Origin of the sequence: Streptomyces sp. KR80 (genome assembly GCF_052245555.1) — a bacterium.
Classification (GTDB): Bacteria; Actinomycetota; Actinomycetes; order Streptomycetales; family Streptomycetaceae; genus Streptomyces.
This window is the reverse complement of record NZ_JBQQCD010000011.1, coordinates 83,815-106,098: the sequence shown is the minus strand read 5'-3', so window position 1 is coordinate 106,098 and position 22,284 is coordinate 83,815. Positions and strand designations below refer to the sequence as shown.

Genomic DNA, 22,284 nt, shown 5'->3' with positions numbered 1-22,284 from the left:
CCTCCCCTCGCCGCCTTCGGCGCAGGGAGGGGCCAGGACCCGCTCAGGCAGTTCTAAGGAGCAGCAGCCGCGATGGCCCGCCGCAGTACGAAGACCCCGCCGCCGGACGAGTTCGAGGAGCGCATCCTCGACATCGACGTCGTGGACGAGATGCAGGGATCCTTCCTGGAGTACGCCTACTCGGTCATCTACTCGCGTGCGCTCCCCGACGCCCGCGACGGCATGAAGCCGGTGCACCGCCGCATCGTGTACCAGATGAACGAGATGGGCCTGCGCCCCGACCGGGGCTATGTGAAGTGCGCCCGGGTCGTCGGCGAGGTCATGGGCAAGCTGCACCCGCACGGCGACGCCTCGATCTACGACGCGCTGGTGCGCATGGCGCAGCCCTTCTCGATGCGGCTGCCGCTGGTCGACGGGCATGGGAACTTCGGCTCGCTGGGCAACGACGACCCGCCGGCCGCGATGCGGTACACCGAGTGCCGGATGGCCGCCGCGACGTCCCTGATGACCGAATCGATCGACGAGGACACCGTCGACTTCGCGCCGAACTACGACGGGCAGGAGCGGGAGCCCGCCGCCCTGCCGGCCGCGTATCCGAACCTGCTGGTCAACGGCGCCTCCGGGATCGCTGTGGGCATGGCGACGAACATGCCCCCGCACAACCTGGGCGAGGTGATCGCCGCGGCCCGCCACCTGATCAAGCACCCGGGCGCGGACCTCGAGACCCTGATGCGGCACGTTCCCGGTCCGGACCTGCCGACCGGCGGGCGGATCGTCGGCCTGAGCGGGATCCGGGACGCCTACGAGACGGGGCGCGGCTCCTTCAAGATCCGTGCGACCACGACGGTGGAGAACGTGACGGCCCGGCGCAAGGGCCTGGTCGTCACCGAGCTGCCGTTCACCGTGGGTCCCGAGAAGGTGATCTCCAAGATCAAGGATCTGGTCAACGCGAAGAAGCTGCAGGGCATCGCGGACGTCAAGGACCTCACCGACCGCACGCACGGCCTGCGTCTGGTGATCGAGATCAAGAACGGCTTCCACCCCGAGGCCGTGCTGGAACAGCTCTACAAGTTGACGCCGATGGAGGAGTCCTTCGGCATCAACAACGTCGCGCTGGTGGACGGGCAGCCGCTGACGCTGGGCCTGAAGGAGCTGCTGGAGGTCTATCTGGACCACCGCTTCGACGTGGTGCGGCGGCGCAGCGAGTTCCGGCGCGGCAAGCGCCGCGACCGGCTTCACCTGGTCGAGGGTCTGCTCGTCGCCCTGGTCGACATCGACGAGGTCATCAGAATCATCCGGTCGAGTGAGAACGCGGCGGAGGCGAAGGAGGGTCTGATCGCCCGCTTCTCGCTGAGCGAGGTCCAGACGCAGTACATCCTGGACACCCCGCTGCGCCGGCTGACCAAGTTCGACCGGCTGGAGCTGGAGGCGGAGCGCGACCGGCTGGGCGTGGAGATCGAGGAGCTGACCCGGATCCTGGAGTCCGATGCGGAGCTGCGCAAGCTGGTGTCAGGCGAACTCGCTCAGGTGGCGAAGAAGTTCGGCACCGAGCGGCGCACCGTACTGCTGGAGTCGGGAGGCGCCACGGAGCCGACGGTGCCGCTGGAAGTCGCCGACGACCCGTGCCGGGTGCTGATGTCCTCGACCGGGCTGCTGGCCCGTACGTCGAACGGCGAGCCGTTCCCCGAGGAGGGCACGGCCAGACGGGCCAAGCACGATGTGATCGTGTCGGCGGTTCCGGCGACGGCGCGCGCCGAGGTGGGCGCCGTGACCTCGGCTGGGCGGCTGCTGCGGCTGTCGGTGATCGACCTGCCGATGCTGCCGGAGACCGCCACCGCGCCGAACCTCGCGGGAGGCGCGCCCCTCTCGGAGTTCCTCTCCCTGGAGGCCGACGAGACCGTCGTCTGTCTGACGACGCTGGACGAGTCCTCACCGGGCCTGGCGCTCGGCACCGAGCAGGGCGTGGTCAAGCGGGTGGTGCCCGACTATCCCGCCACCAAGGACGAGTTGGAGGTCATCACCCTCAAGAAGGGCGACCGCATCGTCGGCGCGGTGGAGCTGCGCACGGGTGAGGAGGACCTGGTCTTCATCACCGACGACGCCCAGCTGCTGCGCTACCCGGCCTCGCAGGTCCGGCCGCAGGGCCGCCCGGCGGGCGGGATGGCGGGCGTCAAGGTGGGCTCCGGCGCGAAGGTGATCTCCTTCACCGCGGTGGATCCGGCGGCCGAAGCCGTGGTGTTCACGGTGGCCGGTTCCCGGGGCACTCTGGTCGGCACCACGCAGGGCACGGCCAAGCTGACCCCGTTCGACCAGTATCCGCGCAAGGGGCGGGCGACCGGCGGCGTGCGCTGCCAGCGCTTCCTCAAGGGCGAGGAGTGCCTGGTCCTCGCCTGGGCCGGCGCCACGCCCGCCCGTGCAGCGACAGCGAACGGATCCCCGGCGGACCTCCCCGATATGGACCCGCGGCGCGACGGGTCAGGGGTATCGCTGGCGAAGGCGGTAGCGGTGGTGGCCGGGCCGGTGTAGTCAGCGCGTTCCCCTGCTGTACGGCGGTCATGACGCCTGCGCGTAGCGCAGCACGCCCCACATGCTCTCGGGGCCGGCCTTCTCCGGGCCGGTCCCGGTGCATGCCGCAAGCCCGCTGTGCAGGGCACCGGCGTCGATCCCGGAACCGATCATCACCAGCTGGGTGGTGCGCCTCTCGCCTCGCCCCCAGGGCGAGGGGTAGAAGCGGAGGAAGTCGCCGACGGCGTGCAGGGTGAACTTCTGCCGGTGTCCGGTCACCCCGAAGTGGACGAAGCCCTTGATGCGGTAGAGCCCCTGGGGCCGGGCGTCGAGGAACTCCATGAGGCGGCGCGGGTCCATGGGGTCCTCAGAGGTGAACTCCACGCTCTCGTAGGCGGCGTGGAGATGACCGGCGTGCTGGTCGTCGTGACCGTGGCCCTTGTGATCGTGGTCGTCATCGCAGAGCTCGTCGAAGGAGAGCTGCCGCACCGCCGCCTCGTCCCGCACCCGCGGCTTCCGGTCGAAGAGCAGCTCGGGGTCCACCCTGCCGTACGACGCATGGACCACCGGGCCACCGGCGCCGAGTTTCTCCAGCAGCCCGGTGATGTCCCGGCGCTCCTGTTCCTCCAGGCGATCGGTCTTGTTCAGCACGACCAGGTCCGCGACGCCCAGATGCCGGTCGATCTGCGGGTGCCTGGCCCGCGTCCTCATGAACTCGGCCGCGTCGACGACCTGGACGAGTCCGCCGTAGACGATGCGCGGGTTCGAACTGGACAGGATCAGCCTGATCATCTCTTCCGGCTCGGCCACGCCGCTCGCCTCGATCACGATGACATCGATCCGGGCCGCGGGCCGAGTGAGACGGTCCAGCATCTCGTCCATGTCGGTGGTGTCGACGGCACAGCAGAGGCAGCCGTTCCCCAGGGAGATCATCGAATCGACCTGTCCGGCGACGGTCATGGCATCGATCTCGATGCTGCCGAAGTCGTTGACGACCGCGCCGATGCGGCTGCCTCTGCTGCTGCGCAGCAGATGGTTGAGGAGAGTGGTCTTGCCGGACCCCAGGAATCCTGCGAGGACGACGACCGGGATCTGCTTCTTCGCCACGAGAGGCGATGGTAGTGGGGCACCTCAGCCGGGTCGGCGGCCGGTTCCCATCCCCAGCTGTCGCCGGGACGTACCCCAACCGGACAGGCGCGCTACGGGACTTCCCGTCCAGCTCCGGACCGGCGTCACGCCGCCGGGACCGGCTGCGCAGGGGGCGGTCCACGTAGCGCGCAGCGGGCCGGATGATCTTGCCGTCCTCGGCCTGCTCCAGAATATTGGCACTCCAAGGAGCCGATCCCCTCCCCGCCTGAAGAGACGGCGCACCCTCGGCACAGAGTCGGTGGAGATCAGATAGCGCTCGATAGCGGGCACCGCGGCTGGGCCCGGCTCGGAACCACTCGCCGCCTCGGCGCGCGCCCACCCGTACGCCGTGGTTTCCGCCGGGCTGGGAGCCCTCGACGGACCGCTGCACGGTGCCGCAAGCGGGCTGGCGCACCGGATGCTGACCGAGGTCCTGCAGCGGGGCAGCGCGGCCGCGGTCGTCGCGGACCACCTGCGGGCCGGGCGGAGGGTGCCCGGACTCGGTCACCGGCTCCAGCCGGGCGAAGACCCGCGCGCGCAGGCGCTGTTCGGGATGCTGGAGGACATTCCGGGCGCGGCGAGGGCCCTTGACGCCGCCCGTGAGGTCGAGGCGACCACCGCGCGCCACGTCCCGCTGCACGCCAACGTGGATCTCGCACTAGCCGTCCTGTCCGTCACGATGGACATGCCTCCGGAAGCCGGCGAGACGATCTTCGCGGTGGCCCGTACGGCCGGGTGGATCGCGCATGCGCTGGAGGAGTACCAAGAGCAGCCGCTGCGGATGCGCCCCACCGGCCACTACCGCGCCCCGCTCCCGCCCCGGCCGCTCCCGTAGCCAGGACGGCCCGACACCGTGCCGCTGGTGGCCACCGGGTTAGGCTCACCTTTGTGAGTACCTGCGCGACCGCCTCGCGGGAGTTGGCCGAGCCCATGGCGGCCACGGCTGCCACCGCCAGGACGTGGCTGCTGATCGAACAACCCGGCCCCTGGGGCGTCAAGGCGCTCACGTCCAGCCATCTCGACCCGGCGGTCGGCCGCGCGCTGGAGCGGGCCGCCGACGGCACGGGCGTGCGCCTCGCGCTCATCCGGCAGCCCGGGCGCCACGCGGACCTGCACACACCCTCCCGGCGGAGGGTGTACGCGGCACACACCCGGCCCGGCCGGTCATGGATCCGTACAGCGGAGATCGACGAGCCGGAACAGCTCCTCGCCCTGGACCTCGCCGCGCTAGGGGCAGGCGAGCACGGCGACCTGTGGCACGCCTACCACGGCGACCCGCTCGCCCTCGTGTGCACCAACGGCAAGCGGGACCGCTGTTGCGCGCTGCTCGGCCGCCCGCTCGCGGCGGATCTGGTGGCCCACGGTGGCGCCGAGGTCTGGGAGGTGACCCATATCGGCGGTCACCGCTTCTCCCCCACGCTCCTCGTACTCCCCTATGGCTACGCGTACGGACGGGCCACCCCCCATGCCATCAAGGACGTGCTGGAGGCGGCACGCGACGGGCGGGTCGTGACGGCGGGCTCCCGCGGGCGCTCGGCCTGGGACCGGCCGGGGCAGGCGGCGGACCTGGCGGTCCGCGAGCTGACCGGCGAGGACCGGGCCGATGCGCTCGAGGTGATCGGCACTGCGGTACGGCCCGGGGGCCCCGCTCCCGCCTGGACCGTAACCGTGGCCCACACCGACGGCCGAAGTTGGCAGGCGGACGTCGTGCAGCGGATGGCACATCCCCCGCGGCCGGAGAGCTGCGGTGCGGCCCTCGGCTCCCCCGCCGGGATGGCCGTCGTCGCCGTCCGCGAAAGGGCCTTGGACGCATTCTGACGCAGCCCCTGTTCTGCGCTTTTCGCTCGCGCTAGAACCGCTGTGAACAGCGAGACACGACACTCATCGGACCCGCCCCTTACGCTTCGTTCGCATGAGCGAATCGGCGGAGGAGGCCCCGCGGCCGGGGCTCCGGGACGGCGGGCGGCGGGACGGAGGCGGACGTATGCGCATCGGGTGGCCCCGCCGTGTCTTCTCCCAGGTGCTGCTGATGCAGCTCACCATCGCCACCGGGGTGACCGCCCTGGCCACCGGTCTCTTCCTGGCGCCGCTGGGCGACCAGCTCGACGACCAGGCGATGCGCCGCGCCCTGGCGATCGCGCAGACCACCGCGACCCGGCCTGGCCTGGCGGACCGGCTGCAGAACTCCCCGCCCTCCCCCGACGGCCCCGTCCAGGCGGAGGCGGAGCGCATCCGCAGGTCCACGGGCGCCGAGTACGTCGTGATCATGGACAAGCGCGGGATCCGCTGGTCGCACACCTCGCCGCGCGAGATCGGCAGACACGTCTCCACGGACCCCAGCCAGGCGCTGGCAGGCCACGAGGTCATGCAGATCGACGAGGGCACGCTCGGACGCTCGGCCCGGGGCAAGGTGCCGCTGCGCGACTCCGCGGGCGACGTCGTCGGCGCCGTGTCCGTCGGCATCGCCTACGAGAGCGTCCGCGACCGGCTGATCTCGGCCGTGCCCGGACTGCTCGCGTACGCGGGCGGGGCACTCGCCGTCGGGGCGCTGGCGGCGTACGTGGTGTCCCGCCGGCTCCAGCGGCGCACCCATGACCTGGCCTTCTCGGACATCTCCGCCCTGCTCGCCGAGCGTGAGGCGATGCTGCACGGCATCCGCGAGGGCGTGGTCGCCATCGACGTGCACGGTCGGATCCGGCTGATGAACGACGAGGCGCAGCGGCTGCTGGGCCTCACCCCCGTGGACACCGGGCGACCGCTCGACGAGGTGCTGGGCCCCGGTCGTACGACCGACGTCCTGGCCGGCCGGGTGACCGGCGACGATCTGCTCACCGTGCGGGGGAACCGGGTCCTCGTCGCCAACCGGATGCCGACCGACGACGGCGGAGCCGTGGCGACCCTCCGCGACCGCACCGAGCTGGAGCGGCTCGGGCGGGAGCTGGACGGCACGCGGGGCCTGATCGATGCGCTGCGCGCCCAGGACCACGAGCACGCCAACCGGATGCACACCGTGCTGGGGCTGCTCGAACTCGGGCTGCACGAAGAGGCGATGGAGTTCGTCACCGAGGTCGTCGGGGTGCACCGGGCGACGGCGGAGCAGGTGGCGGAGCGGGTGCGGGATCCGCTGCTGGCGTCCCTGCTCGTCGGCAAGGCGACCGTCGCGGCGGAGCGCGGTGTTCCGCTGCGGATCTCCGATGACACCCTGCTGCCCGACCGGGTCGTGGACCCGCGCGGCATGGTGACCGTGGTGGGCAATCTCGTCGACAACGCATTGGACGCGGCGGCAGGCACCGCGGATCCGCTGGTGGAGGTCGCCCTGCGGGCGGAGGGGCGTACGGCGGTGCTGCGGGTCGGGGACTCCGGTCCGGGTGTGCCGCCCGAGCAGCGCGAACTGATCTTTACGGAGGGCTGGTCGACAAAGGAGCCGCCGGCGCACGGGCAGCGCGGCATCGGGCTGGCACTGGTGCGGCGGCTGGCCGAGCGGCAGGGCGGCAGCGCCCGCGTCGCCGCCCGGTCGGGCGGCGGGGCCGAGTTCACGGTCGTCCTGCCGGAGGCGCTGGCGGAGGAGCTGGACCCAGCGGTGCCGGCCACGGCGGGAGAGTCTCGGTGATCGACATACTGGTCGTGGACGATGACGTGCGGGTCGCCGGCATCAACGCCGCGTACGTCGGGAGGGTCCCAGGCTTCCGGGTGGTGGGCACGGCACACACCGCGGCCGAGGCGCTGGCCTTTCTGGAGCGCACTGCGGTGGACCTCGTCCTCCTGGACCACTACCTCCCCGACGGGACGGGGCTGGCCCTGGTACGGCGGCTGCGGCAGCGCGGTCACCACACCGACGTGATCATGGTGACGGCCGCCCGGGACATCGCGACCGTACAGGCGGCGATGCGCCACGGCGCGCTGCAGTACCTGGTCAAGCCCTTCACGTTCGCCGGGCTGCGCGCCAAGCTCGACGGCTACGCCGCTCTGCGCCGCGCTCTCGACAGCAGCGGTGAGGCCGAACAGGCCCAGGTGGACCGGATCTTCGGAGCGCTGGGGGCGCCCCCGGCGGGCGCCGCCGCAGGCGCCGCAGCCGCGGGAGCCCAGCTACCCAAGGGGCACTCGGCGCTCACCGCGGATCTCGTCCGTGAGGTACTGCGCGGCGCGGACGGCCCGCTGTCGGCGCAGGAGGTCGCCGAACGCTCCGGGCTGAGCCGCCAGACGGCGCAGCGCTATCTGAAGCTGCTGGAGCGTGCAGGACGGGTACGGATGAGCCTCAAGTACGGCGAGACGGGCCATCCTGAGCACCGTTACGTATGGGACCGCGACCGGACCCTCGGTTAGACGGCCGGGGGGCCACCGCCACCCGATGGCACGTCAGGCGTCGATCCTCGAACGGTCCAGTGTGGCGGCGGAGTTGGTGATGAACTCCTTGCGCGGCGCGACCTCGTTACCCATCAGCAGGTCGAAGGCCGCCTCCGCCGCCTCCAGATCGCTGATGTTGACCCGGCGCAGCGTGCGGTACCGCGGATCCATCGTGGTCTCCGCGAGCTGGTCCGCGTCCATCTCGCCGAGGCCCTTGTAGCGCTGAATGCCGTCCTTGAAGCGGACGTTCTTGCGCTGCAGCTCCAGCAGCGTCTCCCGCAGCTCGTTGTCGGTGTACGTGTAGATGTACTTGTCCTGGCCCTTCTTCGGGTTGATCAGCTCGATCCGGTGCAGCGGCGGCACCGCCGAGAAGACCCGGCCCTGCTCCACCATCGGCCGCATGTAGCGCTGGAAGAGCGTGAGCAGCAGGCAGCGGATGTGGGCGCCGTCGACATCGGCGTCGGCAAGGAAGATCACCTTCCCGTACCGCGCCTGGTCGATGTCGAAGGTCCGTCCCGACCCGGCCCCTATGACCTGGATGATCGCCCCGCACTCGGCGTTCTTGAGCATGTCGGAGACCGAGGACTTCTGAACGTTCAGGATCTTGCCCCGGATCGGCAGCAGCGCCTGGAACTCGGAGTTGCGCGCGAGCTTGGCCGTACCGAGCGCCGAGTCGCCCTCCACGATGAACAGCTCGCTGCGGTCCACGTCGTCACTTCGGCAGTCCGCCAGCTTCGCGGGCAGCGAGGAGGATTCCAGTGCCGTCTTCCGCCGCTGCGCCTCCTTGTGCTGGCGCGCTGCGATGCGCGTACGGGCCGCCGCCACGACCTTCTCCAGCACCGACCGCGCCTGCTGCTTGGCGTCGCGCTTGGTCGAGGTCAGGAAGGCCTTGAGCTCCTTGGCCACCACATTGGCCACGATCCGGGAGGCGGCGGAGGTGCCGAGCACCTCCTTGGTCTGCCCTTCGAACTGGGGCTCGGCGAGCCGTACGGTCACCACCGCCGTCAGGCCCTCCATCGCGTCGTCCTTGACGATGTCGTCCTCGGCGACGCGCAGGAGTTTGGACTGCCGCAGCACTTCGTTGACCGTACGGGTCAGGGAGCGCTCGAAGCCGGCGATGTGCGTGCCGCCCTTGGGCGTGGCGATGATGTTGACGAACGACTTGACCGTGGTGTCGTAGCCGGTCCCCCAGCGCAGTGCGATGTCGACCCCCAGTTCCCGGGTGACCTCCGTCGGCGTCATGTGGCCGCGGTCGTCCAGCACCGGCACGGTCTCCTTGAAGGTGCCCTGGCCGGTGAGCCGCAGCACGTCGCAGACGGGCTTGTCCTGGGCCAGGTACTCGCAGAACTCGCTGATCCCTCCGTCGAAGCGGAAGATCTCCTCGCTCGGCTTGTCGGCCCCGTCCTGCTCGGCGAGCACCCGCTCGTCCCGTACGACGATGGTCAGACCCGGCACCAGGAAGGCCGTCTGCCGGGCGCGGGCGTGGAGCGTCTCGAGCGAGAGCTTGGCGTCCTTGAGGAAGATCTGCCGGTCCGCCCAGAAGCGGACCCGGGTGCCGGTACGGGTCCGCGGCACCTTCTTGCCCTTGAGCAGGCCGCTGGAGGGGTCGAAGGGCGCGTCCGGACCCGACTCGGTGAAGATCCCGGGAACGCCACGCCGGAAGCTGATCGCGTGGGTGCGGCTGGCGCGGTCGACCTCGACGTCGAGCCGCGCGGACAGGGCGTTGACGACGGACGCGCCGACGCCGTGCAGACCGCCGGAGGCCGCGTACGAGCCACCGCCGAACTTGCCGCCGGCGTGGAGCTTGGTCATCACCACCTCGATGCCGGACAGACCGGTCTTCGGCTCGACGTCGACGGGGATGCCGCGGCCATTGTCCCGGACCTCGACCGAGCCGTCCTCGTGGAGGATGACCTCGATGCGGTCGCAGTGACCACCGAGGGCTTCGTCGACGGAGTTGTCGATGATCTCCCAGAGGCAGTGCATGAGGCCACGGCTGTCGGTCGATCCGATGTACATGCCAGGCCGCTTCCGCACGGCCTCCAGGCCCTCCAGGACGAGCAGGTGCCGCGCGGTGTAGTTGGAACCGTCTCGGTCTGCTCCCGTCAGCAGCGCAGTGGACGGCACGGACGTCTCGGCGGTCACGCGGTTCGCTCCTCGCTGAATTTTTCTGGCTGGCCCGTATCAGGGGGCTCAGGGGTGGCTGGGTCGCCCGTCAGAGAGTACCGAGGCCTGATAGAGCCGTTGCGCAGCCACCCGTGAGAACGTCCATGGTAGTCCAGAGTCGCTTATGTGTTCGATACGTCGATCGAGTGACACACACATCACGTTCCCTTCCAGGCATGAACCATTTAGGCTCCGGGCACGTCCTCATGAACAACCGGCAACCCGGCCGGAAGGACAAAGCCAGACAAGCCCCCACAAGCGCGATGAATACGTAAGCCAACGCAATACGGCTCATTCGCCGCCAACCGGCAACATTCGCCACCTCGGAATGGCAGTTTCGAGGAGAAGCCCCGAGCGGGAACGTTTTCGGCCTGGTTGGATGTTGACCCTGGTACGACAGCTCGTCGAGCTAGAGAAGAGGCGACGTGACTACTGTTCTGACCCCCGCGACCCCGCTGACGGCCGCTGACCGCTGCGACCGTTGCGGCGCACAGGCATACCTGCGCGTCGTCCTGATGAGCGGCGGCGAACTGCTCTTCTGCGCCCACCATGGCCGGAAGTTCGAGCCGGAGCTCAAGAAGATCGCCGCGGAAATACAGGACGAGACTGAGCGCCTCACCACAGTTCCCCCCTCCGCGACGAGTGAGGAGCACTGACGCTTCGCATCCCCGACGAGCCAGTGCCGGCCCAGGGCCGGTCGGTGGGCGGTCATCCCTGTGACGCAGGGGCGGCCGCCCACTCTCGTCCCGCCTTCCTCACCGATCCGCGTGCGATCCATCGCGCGCGATCTTCCTCCAGGCGCGGTCATGGCCGCGCCCCGACCAGTCCCGCAACCGCCGAGACCCGGGTGTAGACGCCGGGTCGGCCGACCTTGCCGCAGCCGCTTCCCCACGAGACCAGCCCGATCAGCCGTCCCCGAGCCACCAACGGCCCTCCGCTGTCTCCCTGGCAGGCGTCACGCCCGCCCGTGGCCTCCCCGGCGCAGAGCATGGACGCGGGCTCGTAGCGGCCTTCCAGGGTCCCGGGATAGGTCTTCCGGCAAGCGGCGTCGTGCAGTACCCGGACCTTCGCCGCGTAGAGCCTGGTCGAGTACGCACCCCGCCCGGTGGTGTCCCCCCAGCCGTAGACGGTCGCCGGAGTACCCGGCCGGTACGCGGGGTGACCGTTCGCCGCCATGGATATGACGTGGTTCGCGGGGAGCGGGCGCTCCAGCGTGAGCACCGCGACGTCCCCAACATTCGTCACCGTGTCATAGGCCGGATTGACCCAGACCTCGCGCACGGGGATTTCCTTGCCCTCCGAGCCCCGCAGATCGCCGCGCCCCGAAATGATCCGCAGATCGCGCACGGCACTCCGCTCCGTGCCCAGCACCTCCCGGCTCATGCAGTGCGCTGCCGTGATCGCCTTCGCCCGCCCGACCAGGACGGCGCCGCAGAACTGTCCCGACCGCACGTCACCGAACCGCTCTCGGCTCCCCAGCGCCACCGCCCAGGGAGTTCGGGCCGCCGAAACCGGCTGGCCTCCTATGATCACTCCGTCCGCCGCCACGGGGGCCGGTTCCGCAAGGGGGAGCGCGACTGCGGCCGATGCCAGAGCCAGCGCGCCGACGAGGACTCGGGGAATGGGACGCATGGGGTGACTCCTCACTCTGAGACGCACCTCGCACACCCAGAGTGACCCGAATGGGCGTCGTACGCACTCGGACGGACGCATCAAATCGAACAGCCCTCGGCCCGGAACCCCTGAAGGTTCCGGGCCGAGGGCTGTGCTTGCCGCCCGCTGCCGCGCGGCCGTCAGTCGAGGTAGTCCCGCAGCACCTGGGACCGGGACGGGTGGCGCAGCTTCGACATCGTCTTCGACTCGATCTGCCGGATGCGCTCACGCGTCACGCCGTAGACCTTGCCGATCTCGTCCAACGTCTTCGGCTGACCATCGGTGAGGCCGAAGCGCATGGACACCACGCCCGCCTCGCGCTCGCTGAGCGTGTCCAGGACCGAGTGCAGCTGCTCTTGCAGCAGGGTGAAGCTCACCGCGTCAGCCGGGACCACGGCCTCGGAGTCCTCGATGAGGTCACCGAACTCGCTGTCGCCGTCCTCGCCCAGCGGGGTGTGCAGGGAGATCGGCTCGCGGCCGTACTTCTGAACCTCGATGACCTTCTCCGGGGTCATGTCGAGTTCCTTGGCCAGCTCCTCCGGGGTGGGCTCGCGGCCCAGGTCCTGGAGCATCTGACGCTGCACACGGGCGAGCTTGTTGATGACCTCGACCATGTGCACCGGGATACGGATGGTGCGGGCCTGGTCGGCCATCGCTCGCGTGATCGCCTGACGGATCCACCAGGTGGCGTACGTGGAGAACTTGTAGCCCTTGGTGTAGTCGAACTTCTCGACGGCGCGGATCAGACCGAGATTGCCCTCCTGGATGAGGTCCAGGAAGAGCATGCCGCGGCCGGTGTAGCGCTTGGCCAGGGACACCACCAGGCGGAGGTTCGCCTCCAGCAGATGGTTCTTGGCGCGGCGGCCGTCCTCGGCGATGATCTCCAGCTCGCGCTTGAGCTTCGGCGCGAGTTTGTCGGAGTTCGACAACTTGTCCTCGGCGAACAGGCCGGCCTCGATGCGCTTGGCGAGCTCCACCTCCTGCTCGGCGTTGAGCAGCGGGACCTTGCCGATCTGCTTGAGGTAGTCCTTCACCGGGTCGGCGGTTGCGCCGGCTGCGGCGACCTGCTGCGCCGGGGCGTCGTCCTCGTCCTCGTCGGACAGTACGAAGCCCTCGCTCTCTGGGCCGCCCTCGGCCGGCTCGGCGCCGGCCTTCCCTGGGGCAGGAGCTTCGTCGACGGCCTCATCGGCCTCGACCGGCTCCTCGGCGTCCTTCTTGGCCGCGGTCTTCTTGGCCGCCGTCTTCTTGGCCGCGGTCTTCTTCGCAGCCGTCTTCTTGGCCGCGGTCTTCTTCGCAGCGGTCTTCTTGGCGGGCGCAGCCACGGCCTCGTCGACGACAGCGTCCACGGCTTCCGGCGCGGGAGCGGCCTCGGCGGCGGGCGCGGTGGCCTTTTTGGCCGCCGCCGTTTTGGCCGCTGCCGTCTTGGCCGCGACGCTCTTGGTGGCGGTGCGCTTCGCCGGGCTCTTCGCTGCGACGCTCTTGCGGGTGCGCTTGGGCGCCTCTGCGGCACTGACCATCAGCGTCACACCCTCCTCGTCGAGGACCTGGTTGAGGCTGCGCAGAACATTCTTCCACTGGGTTGGCGGAATCTGGTCAGCCTCGAAGGCCCGACGCACGTCATCGCCGGCGATCTGCCCCTCAGCCTTTCCCCGCTCGATGAGCGCCATCACAGACTCGGACTCGGCGATCTCCGCGGGGAGCGTACGGGATGTGCTGGCCGACACGAACAACCTCTCGGAACGATGGGAACGGCTTCCGGCCCCGTCCACAGTGGACCGGAGCCGACGACCGCCGGCGGGGATGACCCGACGGCGCGGGCGGAACCGCAGAGCAACACAGCATCGCGCACGACACTCGTATTCCCCCAGCGGCTGTCACCTCTTAGGTCATCGCGCTTGCCCGCAGAGTGTTACGCCCAATCCACGTGGTCCGAGTCACACCACGCAGCGACCACAAACTGGTTGTGACCGGTCGAATGTCGAATATGGCGACTGACGCGCGACTCGTCCCTCCCCGCCGGATGTCCCGTCGCAGTGGCCGTCCGGTCCACCGTGTCCGGACGGCCTGTCCGCCCGCGGCAGCGGCCGCCGGGCCGGGCCGGAGTTCAGTGACCCGGCCCGGGTTCCGGCGGCACGAAAGCTCCCGGTATCGCGTCGGTGGGCTCAGTGCTCGCGCGGTGCGGGCACCACGCGCTCCACCTCGGGGTGCACGGTGAGCAGCTGGCGCATGGCCACCTCGGCTCCAGGCGCGTCACCGCTGCCGAGCGCTTCGACGATCCGCGAGTGCAGGCCCACGGAGGCCTCGGCCGGGCGGTCGCAGCCCGTGGCCGGACCGCCGGAGACCTGGAGCGCGGCCGAGACGATCCCCGACAGGTGCTCGAGCATCCGATTGCCCGCGAGCTGGAGCACCAGCGCGTGGAACTCCGTGTCGGCGCGGGAGAACGTGAGGGTGTCACCCTGCGCCAGGGCGTGTCCCATGATCTCCACCATGTCGGCGAGCCGCTGCTGTACGTCCTCCCTCCCGTGTCCCGCCGCGAGGCGGGCGGCGAGCGGCTCGATCGTCCAGCGCAGTTCGCACAGCTCCCGACGCTGGTCGTCGCGCTGCGGGCCGAACGCCCGCCACTCGATGATGTCCGGGTCCAGCAGATTCCAGTCGCTCACCGGACGTACCCGGGTACCGACGTTGGGCCGAGCACTGACCAAGCCCTTGGCCTCAAGGACTCGGAGCGACTCGCGGACGACGGTCCGGGAGACCTCGAAACGCTGCCCGATCTCCTCGGGGACGAGCGGCCGGTCGGCGCCGAGGTCGCCGGAGACGATCATCTGGCCGAGCTGCTGGACGAGTTGGCCGTGGAGCCCGCGGCCGCGACTGCCGGCTGCGCGCCGGCCGACCCGGCCCATCTCCGTGTCGCCCCCGTCCCAGGAAGGGCTGCCGGTCCGGTCGACGCCGGGAGCTTCGCCGTAGGGATAGCGGTCAAGCTCGCCCGGACCGGATAGTCCGGAGTCGACGGGGCGAGCCGCGGTCATCATGGTGTGCGCAAGGGTACTCACGCATCCTTTGTCGGCGACGTTCCAGGCACCCTTGAGGTCTTTGGTGAAAAGCACACGAAAGGGTGATCGCCCATCACCTGATAATTGACGCCCAATCGGAAGTAATCGGGCTATCTCCGCTGGGTTGTGGGCAGTTCGCAGGGCACATGTCGGCGGATTACCGGCACTAACGCGCCTTGCGGTGCAACACCGTCATCAGATATGCGCAGAGCAACAGGCAGAGCGACAACGCCAAGGCCCGGCCGACAGGTTGGGATACGAGTCGCAGCACGCCGGAGATCCATCCGTCGAGCCCCGAGGGCCACCGCGCCGGGCCTCCTGTGCGGAGCCACCCGGGCAGACCGGCGAGCGGGCGAGAATCCGGGCGGGCCAGGAGCGCCCGGACCGCGGGGACCGCGGCCACGGGCCCGGCCAGAACCACCGCGAGACCCATGGCGGTGGAGCGGAACAGACCCGCGGCGAGCAGCCCGGCGCAGGCACAGCCGGTGACGAGCCCGGCCCAGCCCGCGAATGCCACGGGCCAGTCGGCGGGCAGAACCGCCGCCTCCGCTCCGAAGATCAGCCTCAGGGCCGTTTCGTTGAGCACCACGGAAACCAGGGCGAGGACAACCGCGGCCGCGGTGCAGACGGCGAGTTTGGCGAGCAGCAGTCCCAGCCGCCGTGGAACCGGAGTGTGAGCGTAGCCGAGCACCGGGTAACGGAACTCCTGCCCGAATGCCAGGGCTCCGAGGAGAGCGGCGCCGAACGCCGTCGGTGGGAGTGGGAGTTCTACCGGCCAGCCTGCGAGCAGGCGCGCGGCGGACGTCTCGCCCGCGCGCGCTGCCAGCGCGGAGGCCAGCAGAGAGGCGGCAAGCGTGGCCCCGGCCGCCAGCCACCCGGTCCGTACGCCGCCCGCGCGGCGCAGTTCGTAGCGGAGCGGCCAGGCCGGGCCCGGCGGCGCGGCCCGGGGGAAGGAGCCTCCGGCCTCCGGTGGCACGGCAGTTGAGCCCCTGTGCGCCGAAGCGGTCGCAGCGGTCCGAGGCTCAGGCGTCACGGGACGGCCATCGGCCCGGTCGAGCGGGGGCACCGGGCCGGTGTCACCGATCTCGTCGGCCAGTTGATGGACCAGGATGCCGTGGCGGAAGGCGGTCTCACCCACGGCCGCACAGCTGCTGCCGTAGACGGAGATACGAGCTCTGCTCTCGCGTACGACCTCGACCGGACCGCCCCGGCGCTTTCCGTCGCTGAGGAGGGCCGCGAGCCGGTCGGCGTGCGGAGACCGGACGGCGACGCGAGGGCGCAGACGGGTGCGGGAGAAGTCGGCCGCACTCTGGTCGGCCACGAGACGCCCTCCGTCAATGGTCACGACCCGATCGGCGACGCGGGTCGCCTCGAGGGGGTCGGGCGTCGTCACCAGGACGGCTCCGCCTTGAGCGGCGTAGCTGCGGAGCAGCCCGCGCACCCATGCCGACTCGCGGGGCGACAGGCTGAGAAGGGGTTCGTCGAGGACAAGAGTGTGCGGGTCGCCCAGAAGTGCGGCGGCCAGACCGAGCCTGCGGTCCATCCCGAGGGACAGCGACCCGAGCCTGTGGTAGGCGAGACCGCTGAGACCTACGAGTTCGAGCACGGTGTCGGCCCGGCCAGTGGAGACGCCCGCGGCAGCGGCGAGCATGCGCAGATGGCCACGGACGCTGCGCGCGGGGTGGCCCGGCACATCCCCGAGCAGGACTCCGACCTCACGGGGCGGGTGCGGGATGCGGTGCAGAGGACGGCCTCGGATCAGAGCCACCCCACGGCCCGGCTGGAGTTGCAGCATCAGTCGCAGCGCCGTCGTCTTGCCCGCGCCAGCCGCTCCGAGCAGGACGGTGACATGGCCGGGGCGGGCCTCGAACGTCAGGTCCTCGACGGCGGGCGGGGCACTGCGCCGTGCGGCGCTGGTCAGTCCGATGGCCTGGATCATCGCTTCTCCCGCGGGACGGAAGACCGCTCGGCGGCTGCGGCACGTACCGCAGCAAGATAACCCGATATGTCCTATTTCCTGCGGAGCGTGGCCCTGCCTCGCCCGGTCGTGTCCTGGATTCCGCTCAGACCTCGGGACGCAGCATCGGCGGGTTGAGCAGCGTCGCCCCACCGGCACGGAACAGCTGGGCCGGACGGCCGCCCTGGCGCGTCGTGGTGCCGCCCGTCGGCACCAGGAAACCTGGCGTGCCCGTCACCTTGCGATGGAAGTTCCGTGGATCGAGGGCGACCCCCCAGACCGCTTCGTAGACCCGGCGCAGCTCTCCGACCGTGAATTCCGGCGGACAGAAGGCCGTGGCCAGCGAGGAGTACTCGATCTTGGAGCGGGCTCGCTCGACGCCGTCCGCGAGAATCCGGGCATGGTCGAAGGCGAGCGGTGCCGCCGCCTCCCCGTCGCGGCCCAGGCCGCCCTCCTGGGCCAGCAGCACCTCCACCGGAGCCCACCGCGCGCTGTGCGCGTCACCGCCCGGCCGGGGAGCCGGCAAGTCGGGCGCCAGCACCAGATGTGCCACGCTCACCACCCGCATCCGGGGATCCCGTTGGGGGTCGCCGTACGTGGCGAGTTGCTCGAGATGCGCTCCGTTGGCGGCGGTCGGGCCGAAGGGGTCGTGCACGAGCAGCCCGGTCTCTTCGGCGAGCTCACGTGCCGCGGCCGCCGCGAGGTCCTCGTCGGGTCGCACGAACCCGCCCGGCAGCGCCCAGCGCCCCTGGAACGGCGGCTCGCCGCGACGGACGGCGAGCGCACACAGCGCATGCCGCCGCACGGTGAGCACGACCAGGTCGACAGTGACGGCGAAGGGCGGAAAGGCCGACGGGTCGTAGGGCGCCATGCGGCGATCATAGTCGTCTGCCTGACGATAATCAGGATCTTCAGGATCCACTTCACACCGGCGACCGGCGACCGGAGCCGCGCGCCGACCTCATCCGCCGCGATGCCGCACCCGAGCGTCATGCATCGCTCCTCGCCCCGCGTCGGCGCGTCCGGCGACGACGCGCGCGACTGCGCTGACGGCTGCCCGCGGGTCCGGTGGGCCGGGTTCGCTCGCGCCGGCCGCTTCCAGGAGGCGCAGGGATGGGTACGGGGCGCCCGGCGGTGCGGCCCGCCCGCTCCTGTCGGAGGCAGCGTCGGAGCAATTCCGGGTCGAGGCCTTCATTGGCGCCCTGGTGGAGGAGCTTGGCGAAGAGGTAATCGGGGTCGACCCGCAACGCCATGCTCAAGGCAACCCGGGCAGACGGTTCGTCCCCGGTGGACAGGGCCACCCACCCGGCGAGGGTGAGGGGAGCCGCCGCGTGGTCGCCATAGGCCCCGACACAGCGCCGGGCGAGCGCTCGCCACACCCGGAGCGCGCGTTCGGCCTGCGGGCCCTCCATCCACTCCGCGGCGCGATCCCGGGTGGCACGGTCCTGCAGCCCGAGGATGATCGCTGCGGCCTCTTCGTCGGTCACGATCAGGTCGTCGCGAGCATCCGCCGCACGGGGATCACCGGTCGCGGGCGCCTCGGAGAGGCGGTCCAGAAGCCTTTGGACGAGAGCGATCGTCTCTTCGCAGACCGTCTCGCGGTCCACTCCCCCGAGGATCCGCGGAACGAGTTCCGCAGTGGCCGCGTCCAGGGCCTCCTCCTGAGCCGCCGCGGCGGGCGGTCCCAGAGGAGCCAGTCTGGCCTCCATGTCCCGCAGCGAGCCGCGCACCTGGATCCCGGCGTAGGTTGCGGCAGCCGCCATCACCGAGGTGCCGGGCAGGACGAGCGGTGTGCCTTCCGCAGGGCAGCACCGGTCATCGGGACAGCAGTAGGACCAAAAGCGGCCGCCGGAAATGCAGAGGGCTTCCAGAACGGGCACATCCAGCTCACCACAGGCGGTGCGCAGTCGCCCGGCCAGCGGTCGCAGCTGCTCCATCACTTCCTGACCCGTCTGCTTCCCGGAAGGGTCCTTGCACAAGAAGACGACAACGCCGTCGGGTCGGCCACTGCGCTTCGCGCTGCCCGCGACCAGGCATTCGGCGAGCTGCGCGGCAACATCCGGCCATTCATCGCAGTTGCCCGGAATGCCCAGCCGAAGACGTCCGCCGAAGCGGCCGCGACGGCCGTGCAGGGCGACCATGACGATGCTGTCGTCGGGATGAAAACCCATCAAGTACGGGAGTGCATCGGCCAGTTCCGCCGGACTGCGCAGGGTGATCTGCTCATCGGCGGACGGCTGCAGCGGTTCGATGTGATCAGTCATGCCCCGACAGTGCCGCCCCGCCGCTCACCGCCGAAACCCCTGTGGATAACTCTCGGCAGTTCTGTCGTACCGAACGGTGTGGACGGTGCGTGTCGCCGACGAGTTTTCCACAGGCCGGGCACCCGCATTCGCGAGGTGTCCGTGCCATCGGGTTGCATGGGGGCATGAGCAACGAAGAACTCCGCGCCTCAGCCGATGCCGTACTCGCCCGCCTGGTCGGGGACGCAGGCGGAGCCGCCAGACTCCGCGAGGATCAGTGGCGCGCCATCGAGGCCCTGGTCGCGGACCACCGCCGGGCGCTGGTGGTGCAGCGCACGGGCTGGGGCAAGTCGGCGGTGTACTTCGTGGCCACAGCGCTGCTGCGGAGCCGCGGCAGTGGGCCCACGGTGATCGTCTCGCCGCTGCTCGCGCTCATGCGGAATCAGATCGAGGCCGCCGAGCGTGCGGGCATTCGGGCGCGCACGATCAATTCCGCGAACACCGAGGAGTGGGACTCCGTCCAGGCCGAGGTGGCCGCGGGCGAGGTCGATGTGCTGCTGGTCAGCCCGGAGCGGTTGAACAACCCCGACTTCCGCGACCAGATGCTGCCGAAGCTCGCCGCGAGCACCGGGATGCTCGTGGTCGACGAGGCGCACTGCATCTCCGACTGGGGCCACGACTTCCGGCCGGACTACCGCCGGCTCCGCACGATGCTCGCCGAGCTCGCTCCCGGCGTTCCCGTGCTCGCGACGACGGCGACGGCCAACGCACGTGTCACCGCAGACGTCGCCGATCAGCTCGGCACTGGAGAGGAGAGCTCGGAAACGCTCGTCCTGCGCGGCCCGCTCGACCGCGAGAGTCTGAGCCTCGGCGTGCTGCGGCTGCCGGATGCGGCCCACCGGCTGGCCTGGCTGGCCGACCACCTCGACGACCTCCCGGGATCCGGGATCGTCTACACGCTGACGGTGGCTGCGGCCGAGGAGGTGTCCACCTTCCTCCGGCAGCGCGGACACGCCGTGGCCTCGTACACGGGAAAGAGCGAGGATGCCGACCGCCGGGCGGCGGAGGCGGACCTGCTCGACAACCGGGTGAAGGCGCTCGTCGCCACATCGGCACTCGGCATGGGCTTCGACAAACCGGACCTGGGCTTCGTCGTGCACCTCGGCTCTCCGTCCTCGCCGATCGCCTACTACCAGCAGGTGGGGCGCGCGGGGCGCGGGGTGGAGCACGCCGAGGTGCTGCTGCTCCCCGGCCGTGAGGACGAGGCGATCTGGCGTTACTTCGCATCGCTCGCCTTTCCGGCCGAGGAGCAGGTGCGCCGTACGCTCGACGTCCTGGCCCAGGCGGGGCGGCCGCTGTCCCTTCCCGCACTCGAGCCCCAGGTCGATCTGCGGCGATCGCGACTGGAAGCAATGCTCAAGGTCCTCGACGTGGACGGGGCCGTGCACCGGGTCCGCGGCGGCTGGACCGCCACAGGACGGCCGTGGACCTATGACGCCGAGCGATACGCCTGGGTGGCTCGGCAGCGCGAGGCCGAGCAGCAGGCGATGCGCGACTACGCCACCACGGACCGCTGCCGCATGGAGTTCCTGCGCCGGCAGTTGGACGACGAGGCAGCGGTGGCCTGCGGGCGCTGTGACAACTGCGCGGGGGCCCGCTTCACCGCCGACGTCTCCGCGACCTCCCTGGAGGCGGCCCGTGGCGAGCTGGGCAGGCCCGGGGTGGAGGTGGACCCGCGCCGCATGTGGCCGTCCGGGCTCGCTGCCGTCGGGGTGGACCTGAAGGGCCGCATCCCGGCGGGCGAACAGGCCGCTCCCGGCCGCGCGTTGGGCCGACTGTCCGACATCGGATGGGGAAACCGGCTGCGGCCGATGCTCTCCGCCCAGGCCCTCGACGGACCGGTGCCCGACGATGTCGCCGACGCGGTGGTGACGGTGCTCGCCGACTGGGCGAAAGGCCCTGGAGGCTGGTCGTCCGGAGCACCGGATGCCCCCGCCCGGCCGGTGGGAGTGGTCACCATGGCATCGCACACCCGCCCGGAGTTGATCGGATCTCTCGGCCAACGCATCGCGGCCATCGGCAGAATGCCGCTGCTCGGCTCCCTCGCCTACGCGGAGGGCGCGGATACCAGGGTTCCGCGGTCCAACAGCGCACAGCGGCTTCGCGCTCTGCATGGCGCGCTGACGGTCCCTCCCGCGCTCGTCGCGGCACTGACGGCGGCCGGCGGGCCGGTGCTCCTCGTGGACGATCTGACCGATACGGGCTGGACGCTCGCTGTGGCCGCACGACTGCTCCGCCAGGCAGGAGCCGAGGGGGTGTTCCCGCTGGTCCTCGCGGTCCAGGGATGACTAGGGGGATGACCAGGGACGAGGGGAGCAGCACCGGGCAGACGTCCGGCAGGGATATAGCAGCCGGACCGGCCGATACCGGTCAGTGGCGCCAATTGCTCATTGCCGCTGGCCAGTAGGGCCGCAAGAATTGTCCGTGCTTCCCGCACCGCCCTTTCCTCGGTTCGCAAGGAGCTGTGCTGCGGTGCGCCCGAACCGACCCTGCCCGGTGTGCGGGCGTGCAGACGAAGGAGGACCGTGACCTCCGGATTCGCTCCGTCCCCGGCCGCGTCGCTCTCGGTGCCGACCGACTCCGCCGCGCGCCTGGGCCGCATGCTCGAGCCGTCGGAGTGGGCCTCGGCGGGCATCCCCCTGCTCCGCAATCCCCGCGAGGTCGTCACCGGCCTGCACGTCCGTCATCTGCCCACGCCCACGACGGCGGTCGTCGCCGTCCTCGACCCGAACGAGAGAGTCACCGCGAGCGCTTCGTTCACGCGGCGCTCCATCGCACCCGACGGCTGGGTGCTCCGTAACGCCCTGCTGGCACAGTTGCGCCGCATCATCCCGCACGACCTTCGGCGCCGGGTCCCGGTCCGTACCGCGGTTCTGCTCTACTGCCGGGACGGCGAGGCCCGGTGGACGGAGGAGGACGGCGCATGGATGTGGGGACTGCGCGACGCCTGCACTCTCCACGGCCTGCGCTGTGGCGCGTACATCACGCTGACCGGTGACGGCTGGCAGGTGCTCGGCGAGGGGCGCGGGGGTCGTCGGCCCCACTCCGCTTCCCACCAGGAGGAGGGCCCTCGACAGGGTCGGCGGCACGGCACGAAGCCCCCTGTCCCCCGGCACATGACGGCCGGAGTCACCGACCTTGCCCGCACCGCCGCTCGATGACGCCGCCGCTCACCGAC

15 protein-coding genes and 2 pseudogenes are annotated in these 22,284 nt (G+C 70.7%); 8 read left to right on the top strand and 9 right to left on the bottom strand.

Going from position 1 to position 22,284, the window contains the following annotated elements; genetic code table 11:
- Positions 1 to 72: 72 nt before the first annotated feature.
- On the top strand, positions 73 to 2,526 hold the full coding sequence (locus ACTWQI_RS17570; protein ID WP_443271471.1) for a DNA gyrase/topoisomerase IV subunit A: 2,454 nt from the start codon (positions 73 to 75) through the stop codon (positions 2,524 to 2,526).
- A gap of 27 nt (positions 2,527 to 2,553) precedes the next feature.
- On the opposite strand, the gene ACTWQI_RS17565 is transcribed toward ACTWQI_RS17570, so the two are convergent.
- Together ACTWQI_RS17565 and ACTWQI_RS17560 are read right to left on the bottom strand one after the other, a co-directional pair.
- Positions 2,554 to 3,612 (bottom strand): CobW family GTP-binding protein, encoded by a 1,059-nt coding sequence (locus ACTWQI_RS17565; protein WP_443271470.1) that lies wholly within the window; start codon positions 3,610 to 3,612, stop codon positions 2,554 to 2,556.
- 125 nt (positions 3,613 to 3,737) lie between these two features.
- Positions 3,738 to 3,838 (bottom strand): annotated as a pseudogene (locus ACTWQI_RS17560) (citrate/2-methylcitrate synthase); the annotation flags it as partial.
- 111 nt (positions 3,839 to 3,949) lie between these two features.
- Between ACTWQI_RS17560 and ACTWQI_RS17555 the strand changes: the two are divergent.
- The 4 genes and pseudogenes from ACTWQI_RS17555 to ACTWQI_RS17540 form a co-directional block, all read left to right on the top strand.
- Positions 3,950 to 4,468 (top strand): annotated as a pseudogene (locus ACTWQI_RS17555) (citrate/2-methylcitrate synthase); the annotation flags it as partial.
- Positions 4,469 to 4,521: 53 nt separating this feature from the next.
- Positions 4,522 to 5,451, top strand: a complete 930-nt coding sequence (locus tag ACTWQI_RS17550) for a sucrase ferredoxin (RefSeq protein WP_443271469.1) — start codon at positions 4,522 to 4,524, stop codon at positions 5,449 to 5,451.
- A 166-nt stretch (positions 5,452 to 5,617) separates the two neighbouring features.
- Positions 5,618 to 7,243: an ATP-binding protein gene (locus tag ACTWQI_RS17545; protein ID WP_443271605.1), complete on the top strand. Its 1,626-nt coding sequence runs from the start codon at positions 5,618 to 5,620 to the stop codon at positions 7,241 to 7,243.
- Positions 7,240 to 7,956: a response regulator gene (locus ACTWQI_RS17540; protein WP_443271468.1), complete on the top strand. Its 717-nt coding sequence runs from the start codon at positions 7,240 to 7,242 to the stop codon at positions 7,954 to 7,956. Before ACTWQI_RS17545 ends, ACTWQI_RS17540 begins: the two co-directional genes overlap by 4 nt.
- 33 nt (positions 7,957 to 7,989) lie before the next feature.
- Here the strand turns inward: ACTWQI_RS17540 and ACTWQI_RS17535 are convergent, their stop codons facing one another.
- Entirely contained in the window at positions 7,990 to 10,122 is a 2,133-nt protein-coding gene (locus ACTWQI_RS17535) for a DNA gyrase/topoisomerase IV subunit B (protein ID WP_443271467.1), read from the bottom strand.
- Between the two features lie 446 nt (positions 10,123 to 10,568).
- Here ACTWQI_RS17535 and ACTWQI_RS17530 point away from each other — a divergent pair, with 446 nt between their 5' ends.
- Entirely contained in the window at positions 10,569 to 10,799 is a 231-nt protein-coding gene (locus ACTWQI_RS17530; RefSeq protein ID WP_443271466.1) for a DUF7455 domain-containing protein, read from the top strand.
- 148 nt (positions 10,800 to 10,947) lie between these two features.
- Here the strand turns inward: ACTWQI_RS17530 and ACTWQI_RS17525 are convergent, their stop codons facing one another.
- The 6 genes from ACTWQI_RS17525 to ACTWQI_RS17500 all read right to left on the bottom strand — a co-directional run bounded on the left by ACTWQI_RS17525 (position 10,948) and on the right by ACTWQI_RS17500 (position 19,067).
- The gene (locus ACTWQI_RS17525; protein WP_443271465.1) at positions 10,948 to 11,775 is read right to left on the bottom strand and encodes a serine protease; all 828 of its coding nucleotides are present in this window, start codon (positions 11,773 to 11,775) and stop codon (positions 10,948 to 10,950) included.
- A 161-nt stretch (positions 11,776 to 11,936) separates the two neighbouring features.
- On the bottom strand, positions 11,937 to 13,520 hold the full coding sequence (locus ACTWQI_RS17520; RefSeq protein WP_443271463.1) for an RNA polymerase sigma factor: 1,584 nt from the start codon (positions 13,518 to 13,520) through the stop codon (positions 11,937 to 11,939).
- Between the two features lie 438 nt (positions 13,521 to 13,958).
- The gene (locus ACTWQI_RS17515) at positions 13,959 to 14,846 is read right to left on the bottom strand and encodes a FadR/GntR family transcriptional regulator (protein ID WP_443271461.1); all 888 of its coding nucleotides are present in this window, start codon (positions 14,844 to 14,846) and stop codon (positions 13,959 to 13,961) included.
- A gap of 166 nt (positions 14,847 to 15,012) precedes the next feature.
- Positions 15,013 to 16,785 (bottom strand): ABC transporter ATP-binding protein, encoded by a 1,773-nt coding sequence (locus ACTWQI_RS17510; protein ID WP_443271459.1) that lies wholly within the window; start codon positions 16,783 to 16,785, stop codon positions 15,013 to 15,015.
- A 124-nt stretch (positions 16,786 to 16,909) separates the two neighbouring features.
- Positions 16,910 to 17,674, bottom strand: a complete 765-nt coding sequence (locus tag ACTWQI_RS17505; RefSeq protein ID WP_443271458.1) for an NUDIX hydrolase — start codon at positions 17,672 to 17,674, stop codon at positions 16,910 to 16,912.
- Positions 17,675 to 17,792: 118 nt separating this feature from the next.
- Complete coding sequence (locus ACTWQI_RS17500; RefSeq protein WP_443271456.1) at positions 17,793 to 19,067, bottom strand: DUF4192 domain-containing protein; 1,275 nt, start codon at positions 19,065 to 19,067, stop codon at positions 17,793 to 17,795.
- Positions 19,068 to 19,231: 164 nt separating this feature from the next.
- Between ACTWQI_RS17500 and ACTWQI_RS17495 the strand changes: the two genes are divergently transcribed.
- Together ACTWQI_RS17495 and ACTWQI_RS17490 are read left to right on the top strand one after the other, a co-directional pair.
- Positions 19,232 to 21,394: a RecQ family ATP-dependent DNA helicase gene (locus ACTWQI_RS17495; RefSeq protein WP_443271454.1), complete on the top strand. Its 2,163-nt coding sequence runs from the start codon at positions 19,232 to 19,234 to the stop codon at positions 21,392 to 21,394.
- A 237-nt stretch (positions 21,395 to 21,631) separates the two neighbouring features.
- On the top strand, positions 21,632 to 22,267 hold the full coding sequence (locus ACTWQI_RS17490) for a hypothetical protein (protein WP_443271453.1): 636 nt from the start codon (positions 21,632 to 21,634) through the stop codon (positions 22,265 to 22,267).
- The last annotated feature ends 17 nt before the right edge of the window (positions 22,268 to 22,284 follow it).

Coding starts and splice junctions, on each gene's coding strand:
- ACTWQI_RS17545 (WP_443271605.1), top strand. CDS start 5,618: ATGCGCATCGGGTGGCCCCGCCGTGTCTTCTCCCAGGTGCTGCTGATG.
- ACTWQI_RS17505 (WP_443271458.1), bottom strand. CDS start 17,674: ATGGCGCCCTACGACCCGTCGGCCTTTCCGCCCTTCGCCGTCACTGTC.
- ACTWQI_RS17570 (WP_443271471.1), top strand. CDS start 73: ATGGCCCGCCGCAGTACGAAGACCCCGCCGCCGGACGAGTTCGAGGAG.
- ACTWQI_RS17525 (WP_443271465.1), bottom strand. CDS start 11,775: ATGCGTCCCATTCCCCGAGTCCTCGTCGGCGCGCTGGCTCTGGCATCG.
- ACTWQI_RS17510 (WP_443271459.1), bottom strand. CDS start 16,785: ATGATCCAGGCCATCGGACTGACCAGCGCCGCACGGCGCAGTGCCCCG.
- ACTWQI_RS17500 (WP_443271456.1), bottom strand. CDS start 19,067: ATGACTGATCACATCGAACCGCTGCAGCCGTCCGCCGATGAGCAGATC.
- ACTWQI_RS17495 (WP_443271454.1), top strand. CDS start 19,232: ATGAGCAACGAAGAACTCCGCGCCTCAGCCGATGCCGTACTCGCCCGC.